The organism is Leptolyngbya sp. CCY15150, from assembly GCF_016888135.1.
Lineage (GTDB): Bacteria > Cyanobacteriota > Cyanobacteriia > RECH01 > RECH01 > RECH01.
Genome location: NZ_JACSWB010000207.1, coordinates 354,229 through 370,555, shown reverse-complemented (window position 1 = coordinate 370,555; position 16,327 = coordinate 354,229). Strand labels below are relative to the sequence as shown.

Below are 16,327 nucleotides of genomic sequence, written 5' to 3'. Positions count from 1 at the left end.
TGTCCTGATTTTTGTAGGGATGAGGTTATGAGCTGGTTGACTGACCAACCTTGTTGCCGAGGCTAGGTGGAGCAACGTAAAACCCAGCACCAGCTTAGATTTCGTTGGGTTACGCTGACGCTAACCCAAGCTACGAGAGAATCAAGCTCGCAGGAGTGTTGTTTGCCAATCATTATGAGTGGAAATCTGGCGTTCTTATAGCCATTCAATGATTGGGACTGAATGGCGAGGTTGTCATCCTTGCGCCGTGGATTCCACCCGTAGGTTTACTAGGTTTACATGGATGCCGGGAGCAGGTCACCGGCGACGCACTTTGCTGATCATTTTCTGAGAGAAGCGCAGATTTAGGGCTTCCTGTTCTGACCAATCCTGCAGGATGCGGTAGAAGTTTTGCCGGTCTTCGGCCTGCAGGACAGCAACTTGGTCGGCAGTTTCAATCACATAGGGATAGCCGCTGCCGATCACCACCTCACCGCGCACCCAGTCCATCACTCGGTTTACCAGACCGGGCTCTTCGTGCATCCAGATGGGCATCTCTAGGCGGGCTGGGTAGCCTTCTCGGGTGGTTTTGAGGTAGGTGAAGGCAATGCGATCGCTTTGTTCGGCATAGACGCTCAGAATGCCGGCTCGCTGACAGCGGAATAGAGCGGTGCGATCGCCCCACTGCATAAATTGATTCAGAACTTGGGAGTCGTGGATGTGGTTGCAGTCGGGTAAATGGAACAGGCTTTTCAGCAGTACGGTCAGGTCATCGGCGGCGGAGGTGGCGATATAGGCTATCAGCGGCACGCGATAGGTTTCGCTCGTTCGCAGCAGTTCCAGTAAGCAGTGGACGTAAAAGGCCCGGCTGTCGGCATCAAACACCTCCGCAAAGGATGCCACCAGGGAGCCGTCCAAAAATACCAGGCAATCTTGGTTGTGGGCATGGGCCTTCATATACTGCACCAGCTTTTGGGTTTCCATTTCAAAGCGGCGCATGTTCACTTGGCGATCGGCGGGGCTACCATCCCCCATCTGTAATTCTTGGGGCGTCATGATATCTAACTCGATATCTTTCTCATAATCGCCGGTGGGCAAATGCAGGTTCTCAAACCAGCCCACCTGCACCAGCGCTACGGGAATAGAGAGATCCTTGCTGGGGTAGATTTGTGAGCCATCTACGGCAAAAGTAGCAATACCCGTGAGGCGATCGCGCACCCAAGATAAGCTCTGCTCACGGTTTTTCCAAACCAGGTTACAGTGCTGCACGCAATGATCCGACGATGCTAAATCTTCCAGCGGCCGGGCACCCACATCCCCGTCGGCCGTACTCAGCTTGGAGTCAAGATCGTCCGGCGGCAGGGCGGCCAGGTCAGCCAGTGCTGAGCGGTAGCGCTGCAACTGCTGTAGCGTTTTGCGATCGAAGCTGCTAAAATTTTCCCGTTTTTGGTCAAGAATTCGGCGAATACGAGACGGCTTTAAGGACATGGGCGTCATCTAAACGATTGTGTTACCAATGGGCTGGTTAAAACTACCTGCCCCTCACGAGCGGCGATCGCTACACCAGGATCGACCGTCATCACTTTTATCAACACCAAGCTCTCGATGCCGAATAGCGACCAGCACGACACAACCCTGGAACTTGCCTCACCGAGAGCGCTCATGTGCCTCCAGAAATCCACCAGTTGTCATGCCAAGATTTATTGTAGCCTCAGTTTGCAGTCCCAGCTTGGAGAACCAAGACTGAACTCTATCCTAGACATTTGGGAGCTGTTCCATGGATGAGGGCAGCTCCCTCGATCGAGCCCGCCAGCCTCACACCTCAGATCGGAGATGCTTGGTTTAGACATCTGCTATCAAAGGATAGGGAAATCCTTGGGCAAGGATTAGATAACGTCAATGCTAAACCCCTGATTCTGCGCCGATTTTCTGTATTTGATGTAGATATGTTAAGGTCTGTTTCATTTCGATTACATCTCCCCGGATGACCCAGCAGCGCCTTAATCTTCCGTGATAGTATCTTTGCCGACGGCTTTTAGAGATTGGGAGAAAACCTTTGGCATTACGGGTTGCTGTTGTTGGATCCGGTCCGGCAGGTTCCTCCGCTGCTGAGACATTAGCAAAAGCAGGTATTGAAACCTATTTATTCGAACGCAAATTAGACAACGCCAAGCCCTGCGGCGGTGCCATTCCGCTCTGCATGGTGGAAGAATTTGATTTGCCTCCGGAAATTATCGATCGCCGCGTGCGCAAAATGAAGATGATCTCACCCTCCAATGTTGAGGTGAACATCGGCAGCACGCTTAAGGATGACGAATATATTGGCATGTGCCGTCGTGAAGTGATGGATAGCTTCATGCGGGAACGGGCAGCAAAGCTAGGAGCCATTCTCATCAATGGCACCGTTCATAAGCTAGAGATTCCCTCAAACAACACGGATCCCTACGTTCTCCACTATGCAGACCATTCCAATGGCAGCCTAGAAGGGGAAAACAAGACCCTCAAGGTAGACCTAGTCATTGGGGCAGATGGCGCTAACTCACGGGTTGCCAAGGCCATCGATGCGGGCGATTACAACTATGCGATCGCTTTCCAAGAGCGGATTCGCTTGCCCCAAGACAAGATGGACTACTACGAAGAGTTGGCGGAAATGTACGTCGGTGATGACGTTTCCCCTGACTTCTACGCTTGGGTGTTCCCCAAATACGACCACGTGGCCGTGGGCACCGGCACCATGAAGGTGAACAAAACCAAGATCAAGCAACTGCAGGCGGGCATTCGGGCTCGGGCTGCGAAGCGCTTGGAAGGTGGCGAAATCATCAAAGTGGAAGCTCATCCCATTCCCGAACATCCCCGTCCTCGCCGGGTCGTGGGTCGGGTGGCCCTCGTGGGTGATGCCGCTGGTACGGTGACCAAGTCGTCGGGTGAAGGCATTTACTTTGCCGCTAAGTCGGCGCGCATGTGTGCGGAAACCATTGTGGAATTTTCCAACGGTGGTCAGCGGGTGCCGACGGAACATGAGCTAAAAATCTACCTGAAGCGCTGGGACAAGCAGTATGGCATGACCTACAAGGTGTTGGATCTGCTGCAAACGGTATTCTACCGTTCCGATGCTACTCGGGAAGCCTTTGTGGAAATGTGCTCGGACATCGACGTGCAAAAGCTCACCTTTGATAGCTACCTCTACAAAACGGTTGTACCGGCTAACCCCTTGGTGCAACTGAAGATTACCGCCAAGACCATTGGTAGCTTGCTACGCGGTAATGCTCTAGCTCCCTAGAGACGCTGCGTTCAACATTGTCAATTGGAACCCACTTCCCGCGATCGCTCCCCTGTGGACGGCGATCGCGTTTTTTATGGATGGTTGAGGTGCCAGGCTCCTAGGGCTGGCATTCTAGTACTCTGAGGGGTAAGTAACCCGCCTATGGCTGAGGCGGGAAACCTTGTTTTTCCTGGAATTCCTTTTCGTTTTTCTGTCTTCGTTCTTCTGTTTTCGTTCTTCTATCTTCGTTCTTCTGTCTTACGGTACTAGGAATGCTCCAGCAGGTGCCAGCACTCTTGAGCGATCGCCCAATCTTCCTGGGTTTGAATAACCAGCACCGGCACGGCGGAATCTGGGGTGGAAATGAGGGCATCGGCAGGACTCTCTTGATTGCGATCGCCATCCAACCTGACGCCGAGGAAGCCAAGGGACTCACAAACAGCCGCTCGTACCTCGGGCGATCGCTCCCCAATGCCCGCCGTGAACACCAGACCATCCAGCCCCCCCAAGCTCATGAGCATAGCGCCTACGTAGTAGCGCAGGCGATGGATATAGACATCCAGGGCAAGCTGGGCCTGCTCGTTGCCGGTGGCGATCGCGGCTAGAACATCGCGCATATCAGACGAGACTCCGGAAACGCCCAACAAGCCGGATTCGCGATTCAGCAATCGATCCAAGTCATCCACGCCATAGTCTCCTTGGCGCAGGAGATGAATCAGGAGACCGGGATCCACCGAACCCGAGCGACTGCCCATCATCAAGCCTTCTAGGGGCGTGAAACCCATGGTGGTATCCACGCTGTGCCCCTGGGCGATCGCCGCCAGGGATGCCCCGTTGCCCAAGTGACAGGTGATCAACCGCAGGCTGTCTAGGGGCCGTTCTAGCAATTGGGCAGCTCGCTGGGCGCAGTAGCGATGGCTGATGCCGTGGAAACCGTAGCGCTTCATGCCTTGCTGGGTGAGGGCGTAGGGAATGGGATAGGTGGCGGCGGCGGCGGGCATTTGGCGATGGAAGGCGGTATCAAACACGGCAACTTGGGGCAGGTCGGTTCCAAGAATCTCCTCAATCGCGGTGATGCCCTTGAGATTGGCGGGATTATGGGCCGGCGCGAGGGGAATCAGACGGGCGATCGCCTCCTTCACCGCCTTGGTCACCCGTACACTTTGGCTGTAGTCCTGCCCTCCATGCACCACCCGATGCCCCACGCCATCAATCGCGCTGGCATCGGGCAAGACGGCCTGCTCGCCCTGCCAGATCGTTTGCAGCATGATTTGGGTGCCCTCGCTAGGCGATGTCTGAAGTTGCCAGCGCTGCACACCAGCCGCTCCCTGCACCTTCAGATCCACCAGGCCGGGCTGGCGACCCCAATCCAGTTGCGCTGTCCACATGGGTTTAGGCGGATCCTGGGGCAAGGGGGCTGTTAAATCATACAGACTGCTTTTCTGACTGCTGGAACCGGCATTGAGCACCAAGATTTTCATAAGCCCTGGGAAATCGTTGTTGGTCTTGTACCCACTCCTGCAGGCGATCGCTGGCCCTTGGAGTTACAGATGGATGCACAGATAGAGCTACAAATGGAGCTACAGATAGAACTGGGAGAAAGCGATCGCCCATGGATTAACCCCCTAAGTGTGAGATGATAATCCCGCGCCGTTCTGCCCTCTAACGAACATTTTGATCGCCGATCGCGCCGGGAGCATTCGTCAACGGCTTTGGGCTCCAGCATCGACGCTCTAGATTGGATGCATGGTGCAGTCTACCCACTGCGATCGCCTGTTTGCAAACCTAGGTTGATGTTACGATGATGCCCCGTAGTTTCCAACTGCTCTGTTCCCCCCTGTATGGGCTACTGTTTCTAGCCCTAGTTGGCCTGTCGAATGACCTGTCGCCTCGGGTGCTGGCCCTGTCGCAACCCATGCTAGCCCAGGCTCAGGCGTCACCACCCTCGGGGCAAACCTCACCCAAGTGGTTTTGGGGCATTGTCGCAGTGATGCCCATTGGCTGGCTGGCCCTAGGGCTATGGCGCAGGCGACAGGAACAGCAGGTGGCAGCAGCGGAACGTACCCATCCTGATGCACCACCCTCGGGAGCAGCGATCGCCACCCAACGAATTGGTACCGTGGTAGCGGCCGATCGAGCTGGACGCCTAGGAGCAGCGACCCCGGTTCAGCCGCAGCCAGATGTTGCAAGAGTTCCAGATGTCGCCCCGGTCGATACAGATCTGACGCCGTTGGTGCCCAACCGTAGCCGTCTCAGCCTGACGCAGCAGCAGGATTGGGCTCATGCCGCTTGGCAGCTAAGCACCCAGGATCAAACAGCATTACAGAACCATGGATCCCTAGCGCTGCGCCTCTACGACGCTACCGATCGCGATCTAGACCGACAAAATCCCCATAGCCTGCAGCAGTTTGACTGTGCTGGTCAGCAAGATTATTGGATGCCTCTACCGATGGGCGATCGCGATTATGTGGCCGATATCGGCTACCTGACTGGCGATGGGCAGTGGGTGACTCTGGCGCGATCGCCCGTGCTGCGTGCTGCTCCGACCCCGGCACCAGCCTCCCTGACTGAGCAACACCACGACGCCGTCCAGCCGGTGATCCACGAACAGCTTTTTCACTTAGCTACCGCCGGTCTAGAGACGATGACCGACTCCATTGCATTATCCGGGGGAGGGGGATGGATGCTGCCGACCCCGTCGGGTATGGGATGGTCGGGCATTCAATCTGGGGCATCGGGAATTGGGCTGACCGCCTCCATGCCGCCGCAGCGATCGCGTCGTTTTTGGCTGGTGGCCGATGCGGAACTGATTGTGTATGGATCCACCGAGTCGGACGCCCATGTGGCGGTGAATGGTCAACCCAAACTCCTCCAGCCCGATGGCACTTTTCAATGGCAGGTACCGTTTCCCGATGGACAGATTCGCTATGCAATTCGAGCGATCGCTGCTGACGGTGAGCAGGAACGCCTGATACGCTTAGAGTTTGAACGCACCACGCCGACGGATCAAACCCATGGGCAAGACCTAGAAGAGGATCCATGGTTCTAGTGCCGTAAGACAGAAGGACGAAGATAGAAAAACGAAGACAGAAGAACGAAAAGGAATTCTAGGAAAACCAAAGTTTTCCGCTTTAGCAACTAGACGGATTACTTCGTCTCAGAGTACTAGGCCCCAGAATGACAGCGCCCGAGCCAGACTCATCGCCAACCGCCCTTGTGGGATAGACATATTTCGTAGTGGCCAGAGCTGGATAGAGTCGTTATTATATGGACAACATAAGGGGGCGATCGCCCGCTATTAGGAGGCTCCCATGGCTGATATAGAACCATCGGTTATCCAACACAGTGACCTGCTCGGTCGCCTAGTCATCGATCGCAACACAACGGATGATCTGGGGCGAGTGGATCAGGTTTGGCTAGCCCATAAAACCCACCAAATCGTTGGACTGAGCTGCAAATCTGGGCTGTTGGGACGCAAGCATACGGAGTTTGCTTGGGGACAAATTGAGACGATTGGCCAAGAAAGTGTTTTGGTCAGCTATGTTGCGGGTACTGAAACCCAGCGGCCGCCAGATACGGAGCTGATTATTGGTCATGAAGTGTGGACAGATGGCGGCAATCGGGCCGGCACAGTTGTCGATTATCAGTTTGATGTGGCCACCGGCGCGGTGGTGGATTACCTGTTTGTGTCCAACGGCTGGCAGGGCAGGCTGGATGGCGTCTATCGCTTGAGCCCAACCGCAGTGATCAGTGTGGGCAGCAAGCGCATGATTGTGAACAAGACGGCGGTGGAAGAGCCGGAGCAGGTGTCTGCCGGGTTGGCAGATCGGGTCACCAAGATGAAGGAGTTTCTCAAAGACGATTTGTCCCGAACAAAGGACGATATGAAAGCGGCGCTGGAAGGCACCCAGGCGATCGCTTCCCAGGTGCAGTCTCAAGGGCAAAAACTAGCTGATCAGGCCCAGGAAAAGGTTGCCGATTTGGGCGATCGCTTCCCTGGTAACCCATCAGCGACCGATGCAGAGCCTACTCCTGAAGCCTCTAGCACGGAAGAACCTGCGGCAGATTCGACCGATTCTCCGACAGACGTTCCGACAGAGACCGATCCGAAGGTTTAGGCTTGTTAGTCTCAGATTGATTCCTGGTTAACAGACAAACCTTGAAGTCCCTCACCCCAAACCCAGAACGGGCGAGGGTTGAAAGCACATAAACTTTCCTGCTCCCCTGCTCCCCTTGTGGGAGAAGGGGCTGGGGGATGAGGGGAAAACGATGGGTCATCAGTCCATCAGGATTGATGCTCAGGCGCGCTGTGCTTCGACTAAGCGAACTCGGTTACGACCGCGTTGCTTGGCGTGGTCGATGGCGGCTTGGGCCTGCTGAACGAGCTGATCGGCATTGATCCCGTCGGGGGGATGGGCAATCACGCCACCAATGCTCACCTCAACGGTGGTGGAGGTGCCGTTGATCATCAATGGGGTTTGAGTCAGGGCCTCCCGCAGGCGATCGCCAAATTCATGGGCGGCTTTGACGTTCAGGTCGGGGGTGAGGCAAGCAAACTGAGCGGTGCCATCGGTAAATAACCAGCTATGGGCCGGCTCTTGGCTTTGCAGGCGATCGGCCATGGCCAGGTAAAGCGCCTGTTGATCCGTGGGATTGGGGTCGCTGGCTCGTCCTTCCAACAGGTAGAGACAAAGGGAGGATGGGCTATCGGTAGAGGTTGCCCGCTGCTTTAGCCAATACTGCACGCCCGGAGAAAGCCAGTCTTGCTTGAGCAGACCCGTTCGGGGCTCAGCGATCGCCAAGGCGGTAAGCAGATTTTGGTGAGCGGCTTTCAGGGCCAAGCGATCGCGCCGAGCTGTCGCAAGCTGAGTCTCTCGCTCTTGATCCTTATCTAGCAGTTGCTGCGAGAGGCTCTCCACCTGATGGGTTTGGCGAGATAAACTCCAGCTTCGCCGCACTACGGCTGGCACCGAGACCAAAAGCCCTACCCCAATACCCAACGCTAGGGTGATCAACAAAACTAGGGCAAGGGAACCTTCAAACTGCCAAGGCAGGAAGCTGAGTGCTACCACCATCGTATTTTGTAGCGCGAACACTACTGCCAACAAGGCGATGGCGATCGCCAGCACTAAAAACAGCCGCATAGACCTTCCCGTTACATCTGCATAGTTCTCAGCTTGACTCTATCGTTTTTAGTGCTACTGCGCACCATCCGCTGGTCTGACCTAGGTGAACGGAGTGGGGTGGATTGGGTAACGAACACATGACCGTATCCCCCCTAGCCGCATTGAAATTTAGAAAGGGGCGAGGTTTACTAACACTGTGCATGACTTGGATGAGTCATGTTCAAGCTATGCCCCTAAAAACTTGCGAGAATTATTGATGCATCGATCAGTATGGATGGCTCTGGGTACAGCAGCTGTGATGGTATCTGTGTCCTATGGTTGCGCGTCAAGCAATGCTCCCTCGTCTACGACTCCAGACACGTCTGCGGTCAGTGATGCGCCCGAGACCGAGGAGGGACTGCTCCAAGTCCGCGCCAATGGGGAAGATTTTGTCCGAGAAGGATTTGTGTCTAAGGATGGATGGGAGATTGGCTTCGACCACGTCTATGTCAGTCTGGCCAATGTAAAAGCCTACCAAACCGACGCGTCGTTTGATCCAGAAGTCGATACGACTCTGGAGCCCAACCAAGATGTGATGGTGGTGGAACAGCAGACCGTAGACCTAGCGGAGGGTGAAGCCGATGCCGATCCCATTCTGTTGGCAGAGGTGTCAGCTCCAGCCGGTCGCTACAATGCCCTAGAGTGGACGATGCCGAAAGCAACTGATGGCCAGGCTGCTGGTCATGTGTTGATGCTGGTGGGCACCGCCGAGAAGGATGGGCAAGTGGTGAACTTCACCCTGCGTCTCGATCAAGAAATGCGCTACGTCTGCGGTGACTTTGTGGGCGATGAACGCAAGGGCATTCTGGAGCCAGGCAGCATGGCGGATCTGGAAGCCACCTTCCACTTTGATCACATTTTTGGGGATGGCGAGGCAGCTCCGGACGATTCCATTAACACGGGTGCCCTTGGATTTGAGCCGCTGGCAGCGATCGCCCAGGGTGACACCCTAGATGTGGATATGACCATGCTGGAAGAACAGCTTTCCCCCGAGGACTATGCCCGCCTGCAGGACACCATTGCTGGTCTTGGCCATGTGGGTGAAGGCCATTGTGCTCTGCAGGATATGACCTAATCCGCGCTACATCAATTGCTTTCCTGGAGGGCGATCGCTCTCCAGGATGTTTAATCCACGATGAGGCAACTTTTCAATGCATGTCAATCCCCTTCGATCGCTCCTCGTGCCGATAGCCACCTTATCAGGACTAGCGATCGCCCTTCCCTCCTTGGCCCATGGCACGGCGTTGGACTACACCGTCGCCCCCGCTGTTGCCGTATCTGCCCTCTATGACACGGGCGAACCCATGGTCGATGCGCAGGTGTCCGTGTTCTCGCCCGATGATGTGGCCACGCCTTGGATCACCGGCACCACAGACTCCCAGGGTAATTTTATCTTCATGCCCGACCCCTCCATAACCGGCGACTGGGAAGTGCAGGTACGCCAGGCTGGTCATGGAGAACTAGTGGTGATCCCCGTCGCGGCCCAGCCACCGGCCACCGAAAGTCCAGCCCCATCCAGTAGCTCCGAAGCAGCAACGGAGAATCCAGAAGCAGCTTCAGCCCCGGTGGATCTCAGTCCATCTGTGATGCCCATGTCGTCCCAACCTAGATCATCACAATTATCGCCGATGCAGCGCTGGACGATGATTGGCGCTATCATTTGGGGGTTTGTAGGCACAGCTTTCTTTTTTGCCTCACGCACATCAGTCTCAGATCCAGCAGGCGAAGCGTAATGCATAGCCCTAGTCTTACCGTGATTTATACCTGTCTATGCACCTTCCTGATGGTCTTCTTTCGGCTCCCGTCTGCCTGGGCGGCTATGGGCTCACCGGGCTAGCCACCTGGTATTCCCTACGGCAGATTCAGCGCGATCCGGATGTGAGCCGAAATATGCCCAAAGCATCACTGCTAACGGCAGCTTTTTTTGTAGCATCATCGATCCATATCCCCATTCCCCCGACCAGCGTGCATTTAGTGCTCAATGGTTTACTAGGGACGGTGTTGGGCTACTATGCCTTTCCAGCCATTTTGATTGGTCTCTTGTTTCAAGCGGTGATTTTGGGCCATGGGGGCATGACGGTCTTAGGGGTCAATGCCGTCATGATGGGCGTGCCGGCCTTGGTGGCCTATCACGTGTTTCAACTGCAGCGGTTTTGTCCTTGGGGTAGCGATCGCCCGCGATTAGGCATCTTCGCCTTTGTCGCCGGAGCCCTTGGGTTGGGGCTGGCCGCGCTGATCTTTTTCGCGTTGGTGATGACCAATATTCCAGCCGCGATGGATGCCCAAGCCGAGCGCACCGCTGTCTATGGGCTCACCCTGGCCCACATCCCGGTGATGCTGATTGAAGGCGGCTTTACCGCTATGCTGGTGTTATTCTTACATCAAGTTAAGCCCGATCTCCTAGGGCATCACGGCACACCATGAAGCTAGACATTGATGAATATGCCCATCTGCGATCGCCCATCCATGCATGGCAGCCACGCTATAAGCTCATCGGGCTAGGCGCACTGATGTTTGCGGTGGCGATGGTGGAAACGCTATGGCTTGTGCCGGTGGTGATGGGGCTGACGGCATTGCTCTATGGCCTGTCGCGTATACCTTGGGGCTATTGGCTACAGCGGCTGCGCTATCCAAGTTTTTTTTTACTTGGGGTGATCCTGGTCTTGCCCCTCATGTCTGGGGAGACGGTGCTATGGCAATGGGGCCCGCTGACCCTGCGGCAGGAGGGCTGCTGGGCCGTGGTCTTGATCGTGGGACGGTTTTTGTCGATCATTACCCTCAGCCTGCTGCTGTTTGGCACGGCTCCTTTTTTGCAAACCGTCAAGGCGATGCGATCGCTGGGGCTGCCCGCCATCCTCACCGATATGCTGCTGTTGTCCTACCGTTACCTCTATGAAATTGCCGATCAACTGCTGCGCATGAAGCAGGCCATGCGCCTGCGTGGATTTGGCTATGCACCCACGCGGCGGATTCCCTTGATACCCCAGCGGCGAGATTTGCAGGTGTTTGCATCTCTAGCCGGAACCCTGTTGATTCGCAGCTACGAACAGTCGGAGCGGGTCTATCAAGCCATGCGGCTGCGGGGCTATGGCCAGGCGCGCAGTCCTTTAGCTGAACGCGATCGCCCCCGCTTAGATTCCTGGAGCGCGATCGCCACGGGCTTGAGTTTAACGATGGCGATCGCCTTGGTCGCCGCTGACTATTGGATAGGAATGAAGGCATAACGCGATGGATCGTCTCAACTCTCCCACGGTTTCCCTAGCTGCTGAGCAGATGGCATTAGACGGACTCGATGAAGCGATCGCGGTGTCCCAGGTGAGTTTTTCCTATCCCGATTGCCCCGATACACTGCGGGATATCTCCTTTACCTTGCCCCCCGGTGAGCGCGTTGGGGTCATTGGCCCCAACGGAGCTGGGAAAACCACCCTGTTTATGCTGCTCTGCGGCTTGCTGCGACCTATTACGGGACAGATCACCCTGTTTGAGCAGCCGGTGCGGGTGGGGCAGTTCCATCCTGATATTGGGCTGGTGTTTCAAAATCCCGATGACCAACTGCTCGCCTCATCGGTGTGGGATGACGTGGCCTTTGGGCCCCAGAATATGGGCTTGTCTGACCAGGAGGTGGAGCAACGGGTGAGCCATGCCCTCGCCCTCACGGGGATGACGGCCCTGGCCAACCGGCCGCCCCACCATCTCTCGGGGGGCGAAAAACGCATGGTGGCGATCGCGGGCATTTTGGCCATGCAGCCTCGGGTGATGATCTACGACGAACCCTCGGCCAATCTAGACTTACGGGCGCGGCGCAGGTTGATTCAGTTTCTGCAGCGATCGCCCCAGGCCATGCTGATCTCGTCCCATGATTTGGAATTTATCCTAGAGGTATGCGATCGCGTCTTAGTCATCAACAACGGGCAATTGGTAGCCGATGGCCCTGCTGTTGACGTGATGGGCCAGGCGGAGTGGATGGAGAGCCACGGTCTGGAAAAGCCCCATTCCCTCACCCATCGTTAACCCATCTTTATCCCCTATCCCCACAAGGGTAGCAAGAACGTTCACTTGCTTTCAAAGCCCCTCGCCCGCTCTGGGAGAGGGGTTTGGGGTGAGGGTCTTCAATTTTGTCCGTCAACCAGTCCTGATAAACTGAGCATAAACAATTGATCAGATCGATCAGGATGTGACGCTATGACCTATCAAGCCTTCCCTCAGCTCCGATTTCCCCGATGGAGACTACAGCGATCGCTGCCTCGACTGCTGGGCTGGCTGCTGGCCCTTGTCATCGGGTTAGGACTGCTGCCTGGAGGGGCGATCGCTGCTCCCGCACCCACTACGGTGCATATAAATCTGGGCACCTCGGCAGATGAACTGAAGTTTGTGCCCAACCACCTAGAGTTCCAGGCCGGCAAGCTCTACAGGCTGGTGCTGGATAATCCTAGTCCTGAGAAACACTACTTCACCGCCAAAGACTTCGCCGATGCCATTTGGACGAAGAAGGTGGAGGCGGGCAATGTGGAAATCAAGGGTGCTATCCACGAGCTAGAACTGCGCCCCGGCACCCAGGCAGAATGGTTTTTTGTTGCCATGAAGCCCGGCGAGTATGAACTCCGCTGCGTGATTGCGGGGCATAGGGAAGCGGGCATGGTGGGACGCCTAACGGTTACGGAGTAGGCAGCGGTTCGCCACTGGGCTGATTCAGGCGCTCTAGCAGATCTCCTAGCTCCTGTTGATAGCGACCGTAGCTAGCCCAATCCCCTTGCTGCAGAGCGTTCTGGGCATTTTGATAAGCCGTGAGAGCATCGTCCACCAACGCGGGCAGCACGGGGGTGTCTGCTGCGCCGGTGTCAGGGCGAGCCTCAGCCACCGGAACAGGACTGCCGAAGATGGCGGCGATCGCCTCATCCAAGGACGGTTCCATGACGGTGCGATCGCCATAGGAAATGATCACCCGCCGCAGTTCTGGCAATTCGCCTTGCTCGGCCCGGAGATACACTGGCTCCACGTAGAGCAACGATTGCTGAATAGGAATCACCAGCAAGTCGCCACGAATCACCCGCGATCCTTCCTGGCTCCAGAGGGTGAGCTGCTGGGAAATCTCGGGATCTTGGTCAATCCGAGCTTCAATTTGTCGAGGCCCATAGATTAACTCCTGCTTAGGAAATTCGTAGAGCAGCAGCTTGCCGTAGTTGCTGCCATCGGAGCGCGCTGCCATCCAGGCAATCATGTTGTCGCGGTTGGTGGGCGTAAACGGCAGGATCAGGGTAAATTCAGGGCGATCGCCCCCTGGTAAATCCATGATCACGTAGTACGGCTCCATTACCTCTTGGCGGCCTTCGTAGATCTCCAAGGGAAAGCGCCACACATCTTCCCGGTTATAAAACTCCTCCGGGTTGCTCATGTGGTACACCGCATACATCTGCGACTGAATCTTGAAGAGATCCACCGGGTAGCGGAAATGGGCCTGCAGCGTTTCGGGAATTTGGTCGCGATCGCGAAACAGGTTCGGGAAGATCTGGCGATAGGTATTCAGCAGCGGATCTTGATCGTCCACCACGTAGAACTGGGGCACGCCATCGTAGGCATCAACCACCACTTTCACCGAGTTGCGAATGTAGTTGGTATTAGACTGGAGCACCTGGCTAATGTTGCTCCCCTGAAACGCCTGGGTAAAGTCTGGACTGCGGGCCACTGGTGCCGAGTAGGGAAAGCGATCGCTCACCGTGTAGGCGTCAATGATCCACTGGAGGCGACCGTCCACAATGGTCAGGTAGGGGTCATTGTCGTAGCTGAGGAACGGCGCAATCTGCTGCACCCGTTCTAGGATTGGGCGATGGTAGAGAATGCGCGACTCGGGGGTGAAATAGTTGGAAATCAGCACCGTGAAGTTGCCCAAATCAAGGGCATAGGCCAGACGGTGGAACCAGGTCGGCATGGGCACGCCCCCCAGCCCATCGTAGCGATTGGCCGCATTCTCCTCGCTGCGAGGATAGTCAAATTCATCGGTGCTGGTGCCGGTAAAAATGTAGCTATCGGTTGTTTCGCCGTAGTACAGCCGGGGCTGGGTAATCTCTAGGCTGGTGTTGGAGACCGGTGGAATATCTTGAATGAGAAATTCGGGTAGGCCATTGCGGGTGACGCGGTTCACCGGACTCATCACCGCCCCAAACCCATGGGTATATTTCAGCCGCTGGTTCACCCAGGTTTTTGCCTCCGTGGGCACGCGGCTATAGTCCAGCTCCCGAGCCGCCAGCATCACCTGCTGGTAGTCGTCATCGAGGGTGTAGCGATCCACATCGACGTCGCTGAAGCGGTAGTATAGACGAATTTCCTGGAGTTGCTGGTAGGTAGACAGCAGGGGGCGATAGTCCCAAAGGCGAATATTTTGCAGGGTGGATTGCTTGGCGGCGATCGCTGCTTGATCCAGTTGATTTTCCACCGGATAGTCTTGCCGCTCCACGGTTTCCAGATTGTAGGCCTTGCGGGTTAAGTCAATGCTATGGGCAATGTAGGGCGCTTCCTTCGTCAGTTCATTCGGCTTTACGATAAACTCCTGCTGGAACCAGGGGTATAGACCGCTGACTAAGACCAAGGCAAGCACATAGACACCCATGCCAAACACCGGCAACGCGACGCTGCGCTGCCAAAGGGAACCAATAAACAACGCCGCTAAAACCAAGGTGCTGATGCCCATAAACCAATAGGCCGAGAGCCGCGCATGGATATCGGTAAAGCCTGCCCCATAAACAACGCCATCGGCGGAATAGAGTAGCTCGTAGCGCTCTAGCCAAAAGCCCGTTGCCACCGCCAAGGCGATCGCTGCCAGCAGCAGACCCAGGTGAATTTTGGCACCGCCGGTGACCAGATGTTGCCAGCCCCGGCCGATACTCAACTCACCCTTGAGGCTATAGACCGCCACCGCGAGCACCAAACTCCACAGCCCTAGAGAAAGCACCACCTGCTGCAGCCATTGGTACAACGGCAGACGAAAGAGGTAAAACCCCACATCCTGTTGATAGATAGGATCTTGGACGGCAAAGCTGGAAGGATTCAGGTATTGCAGCACCGTTTCCCATGCGCTGCCGCTGGTGGTGGCGGCGGTGAAGGACAGAAATAGGGCTAGGGCGATCGCCACCACATTGGGCAAGGATTCACTGCGAGGATTCCAGCGCCCACTTTCCACCAAGACCCGAAAAATGCGATGGCGGGTGAGGTGCATCGCCCAGAAATAGTTGCCCAAGAGCACCACCAGGTAGAGCCCCAACAGCCCGAACCAAAGACCAACCTGCCAGGTGAGCCTCGTCCAAAAAACCTGAGAAAATCCTACAGCTTCAAACCACCATGATTCGGTAAGCACATGCACGAGGCTGGAGGCGCTGATGAATCCAAGAAACAGCGCAATGACAATCAGGTTTGAAACTGATGAATATTTCATGCTTTTTTCAACAATGTCTCAAAGGTAGACAATAGGCGGCTTTGATCCGTCTAGGGCTATTATCTCTCGGAATCTACGGGTTTTCCGCCTTCTCTCATGTTGCTTAACGGAGCTACAGTAGATATGTACCGATCAAACGACAGCTCTCGCAACATCAGTTGTTGATTGATTCTTATCCATGACCAGGAGGCAACGCCTCATGTCTACTGTTGCAAACCACGTATTTGACTGGGCTAAGGTTGAGCAAGAACTTCAGGCAGCGATCGCTCAAGCCCGCGCCATTTCTAAGCAAGGTAACGATCCCAAGGCCTGCGCCGCCGCCTGGGATGTGGTTGAAGAACTCCAAGCAGAACTCTCGCACCAACGCCACGATCATCCAACCAAGAGCCACTTTGAACAATATTGCGATGACTATCCCGATGCCCTAGAGTCTCGTCTTTATGACGTATAGACGTAAGGCAACGGCACAGCGCTAAGTTCATATCTCCCTAACGA

14 protein-coding genes are annotated in these 16,327 nt (G+C 55.7%); 10 read left to right on the top strand and 4 right to left on the bottom strand.

The genetic code is table 11. The annotated features are described in order from the left end of the window. Positions 1 to 297: 297 nt before the first annotated feature. Complete coding sequence (locus tag JUJ53_RS15575) at positions 298 to 1,467, bottom strand: DNA double-strand break repair nuclease NurA (RefSeq protein WP_204152927.1); 1,170 nt, start codon at positions 1,465 to 1,467, stop codon at positions 298 to 300. Positions 1,468 to 2,035: 568 nt separating this feature from the next. On the opposite strand from JUJ53_RS15575, the gene chlP reads away from it, so the two are divergent. Beyond that, positions 2,036 to 3,259: a geranylgeranyl reductase gene (gene chlP / locus JUJ53_RS15570; protein WP_204152926.1), complete on the top strand. Its 1,224-nt coding sequence runs from the start codon at positions 2,036 to 2,038 to the stop codon at positions 3,257 to 3,259. 248 nt (positions 3,260 to 3,507) lie between these two features. Here the strand turns inward: chlP and JUJ53_RS15565 are convergent, their stop codons facing one another. After that, a complete protein-coding gene (locus JUJ53_RS15565) occupies positions 3,508 to 4,722 on the bottom strand; it encodes an acetate kinase (protein WP_204152925.1) in 1,215 nt (404 codons plus the stop codon). A 323-nt stretch (positions 4,723 to 5,045) separates the two neighbouring features. On the opposite strand from JUJ53_RS15565, the gene JUJ53_RS15560 reads away from it, so the two are divergent. Continuing rightward, positions 5,046 to 6,290 carry a DUF4912 domain-containing protein gene (locus tag JUJ53_RS15560; protein WP_204152924.1) on the top strand — a complete coding sequence of 415 codons (1,245 nt, stop codon included), beginning with the start codon at positions 5,046 to 5,048 and terminating at the stop codon, positions 6,288 to 6,290. Between the two features lie 262 nt (positions 6,291 to 6,552). Beyond that, positions 6,553 to 7,359: a PRC-barrel domain-containing protein gene (locus JUJ53_RS15555; protein WP_204152923.1), complete on the top strand. Its 807-nt coding sequence runs from the start codon at positions 6,553 to 6,555 to the stop codon at positions 7,357 to 7,359. A 180-nt stretch (positions 7,360 to 7,539) separates the two neighbouring features. Here JUJ53_RS15555 and JUJ53_RS15550 read toward each other — a convergent pair whose 3' ends face one another. After that, positions 7,540 to 8,385 carry a lipopolysaccharide assembly protein LapA domain-containing protein gene (locus tag JUJ53_RS15550; protein ID WP_204152922.1) on the bottom strand — a complete coding sequence of 282 codons (846 nt, stop codon included), beginning with the start codon at positions 8,383 to 8,385 and terminating at the stop codon, positions 7,540 to 7,542. 280 nt (positions 8,386 to 8,665) lie between these two features. On the opposite strand from JUJ53_RS15550, the gene JUJ53_RS15545 reads away from it, so the two are divergent. The 6 genes from JUJ53_RS15545 to JUJ53_RS15520 all read left to right on the top strand — a co-directional run bounded on the left by JUJ53_RS15545 (position 8,666) and on the right by JUJ53_RS15520 (position 13,071). Further along, the gene (locus JUJ53_RS15545) at positions 8,666 to 9,481 is read left to right on the top strand and encodes a DUF4382 domain-containing protein (RefSeq protein WP_239125089.1); all 816 of its coding nucleotides are present in this window, start codon (positions 8,666 to 8,668) and stop codon (positions 9,479 to 9,481) included. A 76-nt stretch (positions 9,482 to 9,557) separates the two neighbouring features. Next, positions 9,558 to 10,139, top strand: coding sequence for a carboxypeptidase-like regulatory domain-containing protein (locus tag JUJ53_RS15540; protein WP_204152920.1), 582 nt, complete (start codon positions 9,558 to 9,560; stop codon positions 10,137 to 10,139). A 37-nt stretch (positions 10,140 to 10,176) separates the two neighbouring features. Then, a complete protein-coding gene (gene cbiM / locus JUJ53_RS15535) occupies positions 10,177 to 10,830 on the top strand; it encodes a cobalt transporter CbiM (protein WP_204152919.1) in 654 nt (217 codons plus the stop codon). After that, complete coding sequence (cbiQ, locus tag JUJ53_RS15530) at positions 10,827 to 11,630, top strand: cobalt ECF transporter T component CbiQ (RefSeq protein WP_204152918.1); 804 nt, start codon at positions 10,827 to 10,829, stop codon at positions 11,628 to 11,630. Before cbiM ends, cbiQ begins: the two co-directional genes overlap by 4 nt. 49 nt (positions 11,631 to 11,679) lie before the next feature. Further along, entirely contained in the window at positions 11,680 to 12,417 is a 738-nt protein-coding gene (locus JUJ53_RS15525) for an ABC transporter ATP-binding protein (protein WP_204153000.1), read from the top strand. A 171-nt stretch (positions 12,418 to 12,588) separates the two neighbouring features. After that, positions 12,589 to 13,071: a biphenyl 2,3-dioxygenase gene (locus JUJ53_RS15520; protein ID WP_204152917.1), complete on the top strand. Its 483-nt coding sequence runs from the start codon at positions 12,589 to 12,591 to the stop codon at positions 13,069 to 13,071. Here the strand turns inward: JUJ53_RS15520 and JUJ53_RS15515 are convergent. Next, positions 13,061 to 15,832 (bottom strand): UPF0182 family protein, encoded by a 2,772-nt coding sequence (locus JUJ53_RS15515; protein WP_204152916.1) that lies wholly within the window; start codon positions 15,830 to 15,832, stop codon positions 13,061 to 13,063. The two genes, JUJ53_RS15520 and JUJ53_RS15515, sit on opposite strands and share 11 nt — an antisense overlap. Positions 15,833 to 16,031: 199 nt before the next feature. On the opposite strand from JUJ53_RS15515, the gene JUJ53_RS15510 reads away from it, so the two are divergent. Further along, positions 16,032 to 16,283, top strand: coding sequence for a Calvin cycle protein CP12 (locus JUJ53_RS15510; protein WP_204152915.1), 252 nt, complete (start codon positions 16,032 to 16,034; stop codon positions 16,281 to 16,283). Positions 16,284 to 16,327 lie beyond the last annotated feature (44 nt).

Bases quoted from the DNA above. Each gene is read 5' to 3' on its own strand.
- JUJ53_RS15515 (WP_204152916.1), bottom strand. From the start codon at position 15,832: ATGAAATATTCATCAGTTTCAAACCTGATTGTCATTGCGCTGTTTCTT.
- cbiM (WP_204152919.1), top strand. From the start codon at position 10,177: ATGCACCTTCCTGATGGTCTTCTTTCGGCTCCCGTCTGCCTGGGCGGC.
- JUJ53_RS15525 (WP_204153000.1), top strand. From the start codon at position 11,680: ATGGCATTAGACGGACTCGATGAAGCGATCGCGGTGTCCCAGGTGAGT.
- JUJ53_RS15555 (WP_204152923.1), top strand. From the start codon at position 6,553: ATGGCTGATATAGAACCATCGGTTATCCAACACAGTGACCTGCTCGGT.
- JUJ53_RS15540 (WP_204152920.1), top strand. From the start codon at position 9,558: ATGCATGTCAATCCCCTTCGATCGCTCCTCGTGCCGATAGCCACCTTA.
- JUJ53_RS15560 (WP_204152924.1), top strand. From the start codon at position 5,046: ATGCCCCGTAGTTTCCAACTGCTCTGTTCCCCCCTGTATGGGCTACTG.
- JUJ53_RS15545 (WP_239125089.1), top strand. From the start codon at position 8,666: ATGGTATCTGTGTCCTATGGTTGCGCGTCAAGCAATGCTCCCTCGTCT.
- JUJ53_RS15550 (WP_204152922.1), bottom strand. From the start codon at position 8,385: ATGCGGCTGTTTTTAGTGCTGGCGATCGCCATCGCCTTGTTGGCAGTA.
- cbiQ (WP_204152918.1), top strand. From the start codon at position 10,827: ATGAAGCTAGACATTGATGAATATGCCCATCTGCGATCGCCCATCCAT.
- JUJ53_RS15520 (WP_204152917.1), top strand. From the start codon at position 12,589: ATGACCTATCAAGCCTTCCCTCAGCTCCGATTTCCCCGATGGAGACTA.
- JUJ53_RS15510 (WP_204152915.1), top strand. From the start codon at position 16,032: ATGTCTACTGTTGCAAACCACGTATTTGACTGGGCTAAGGTTGAGCAA.
- JUJ53_RS15575 (WP_204152927.1), bottom strand. From the start codon at position 1,467: ATGTCCTTAAAGCCGTCTCGTATTCGCCGAATTCTTGACCAAAAACGG.
- JUJ53_RS15565 (WP_204152925.1), bottom strand. From the start codon at position 4,722: ATGAAAATCTTGGTGCTCAATGCCGGTTCCAGCAGTCAGAAAAGCAGT.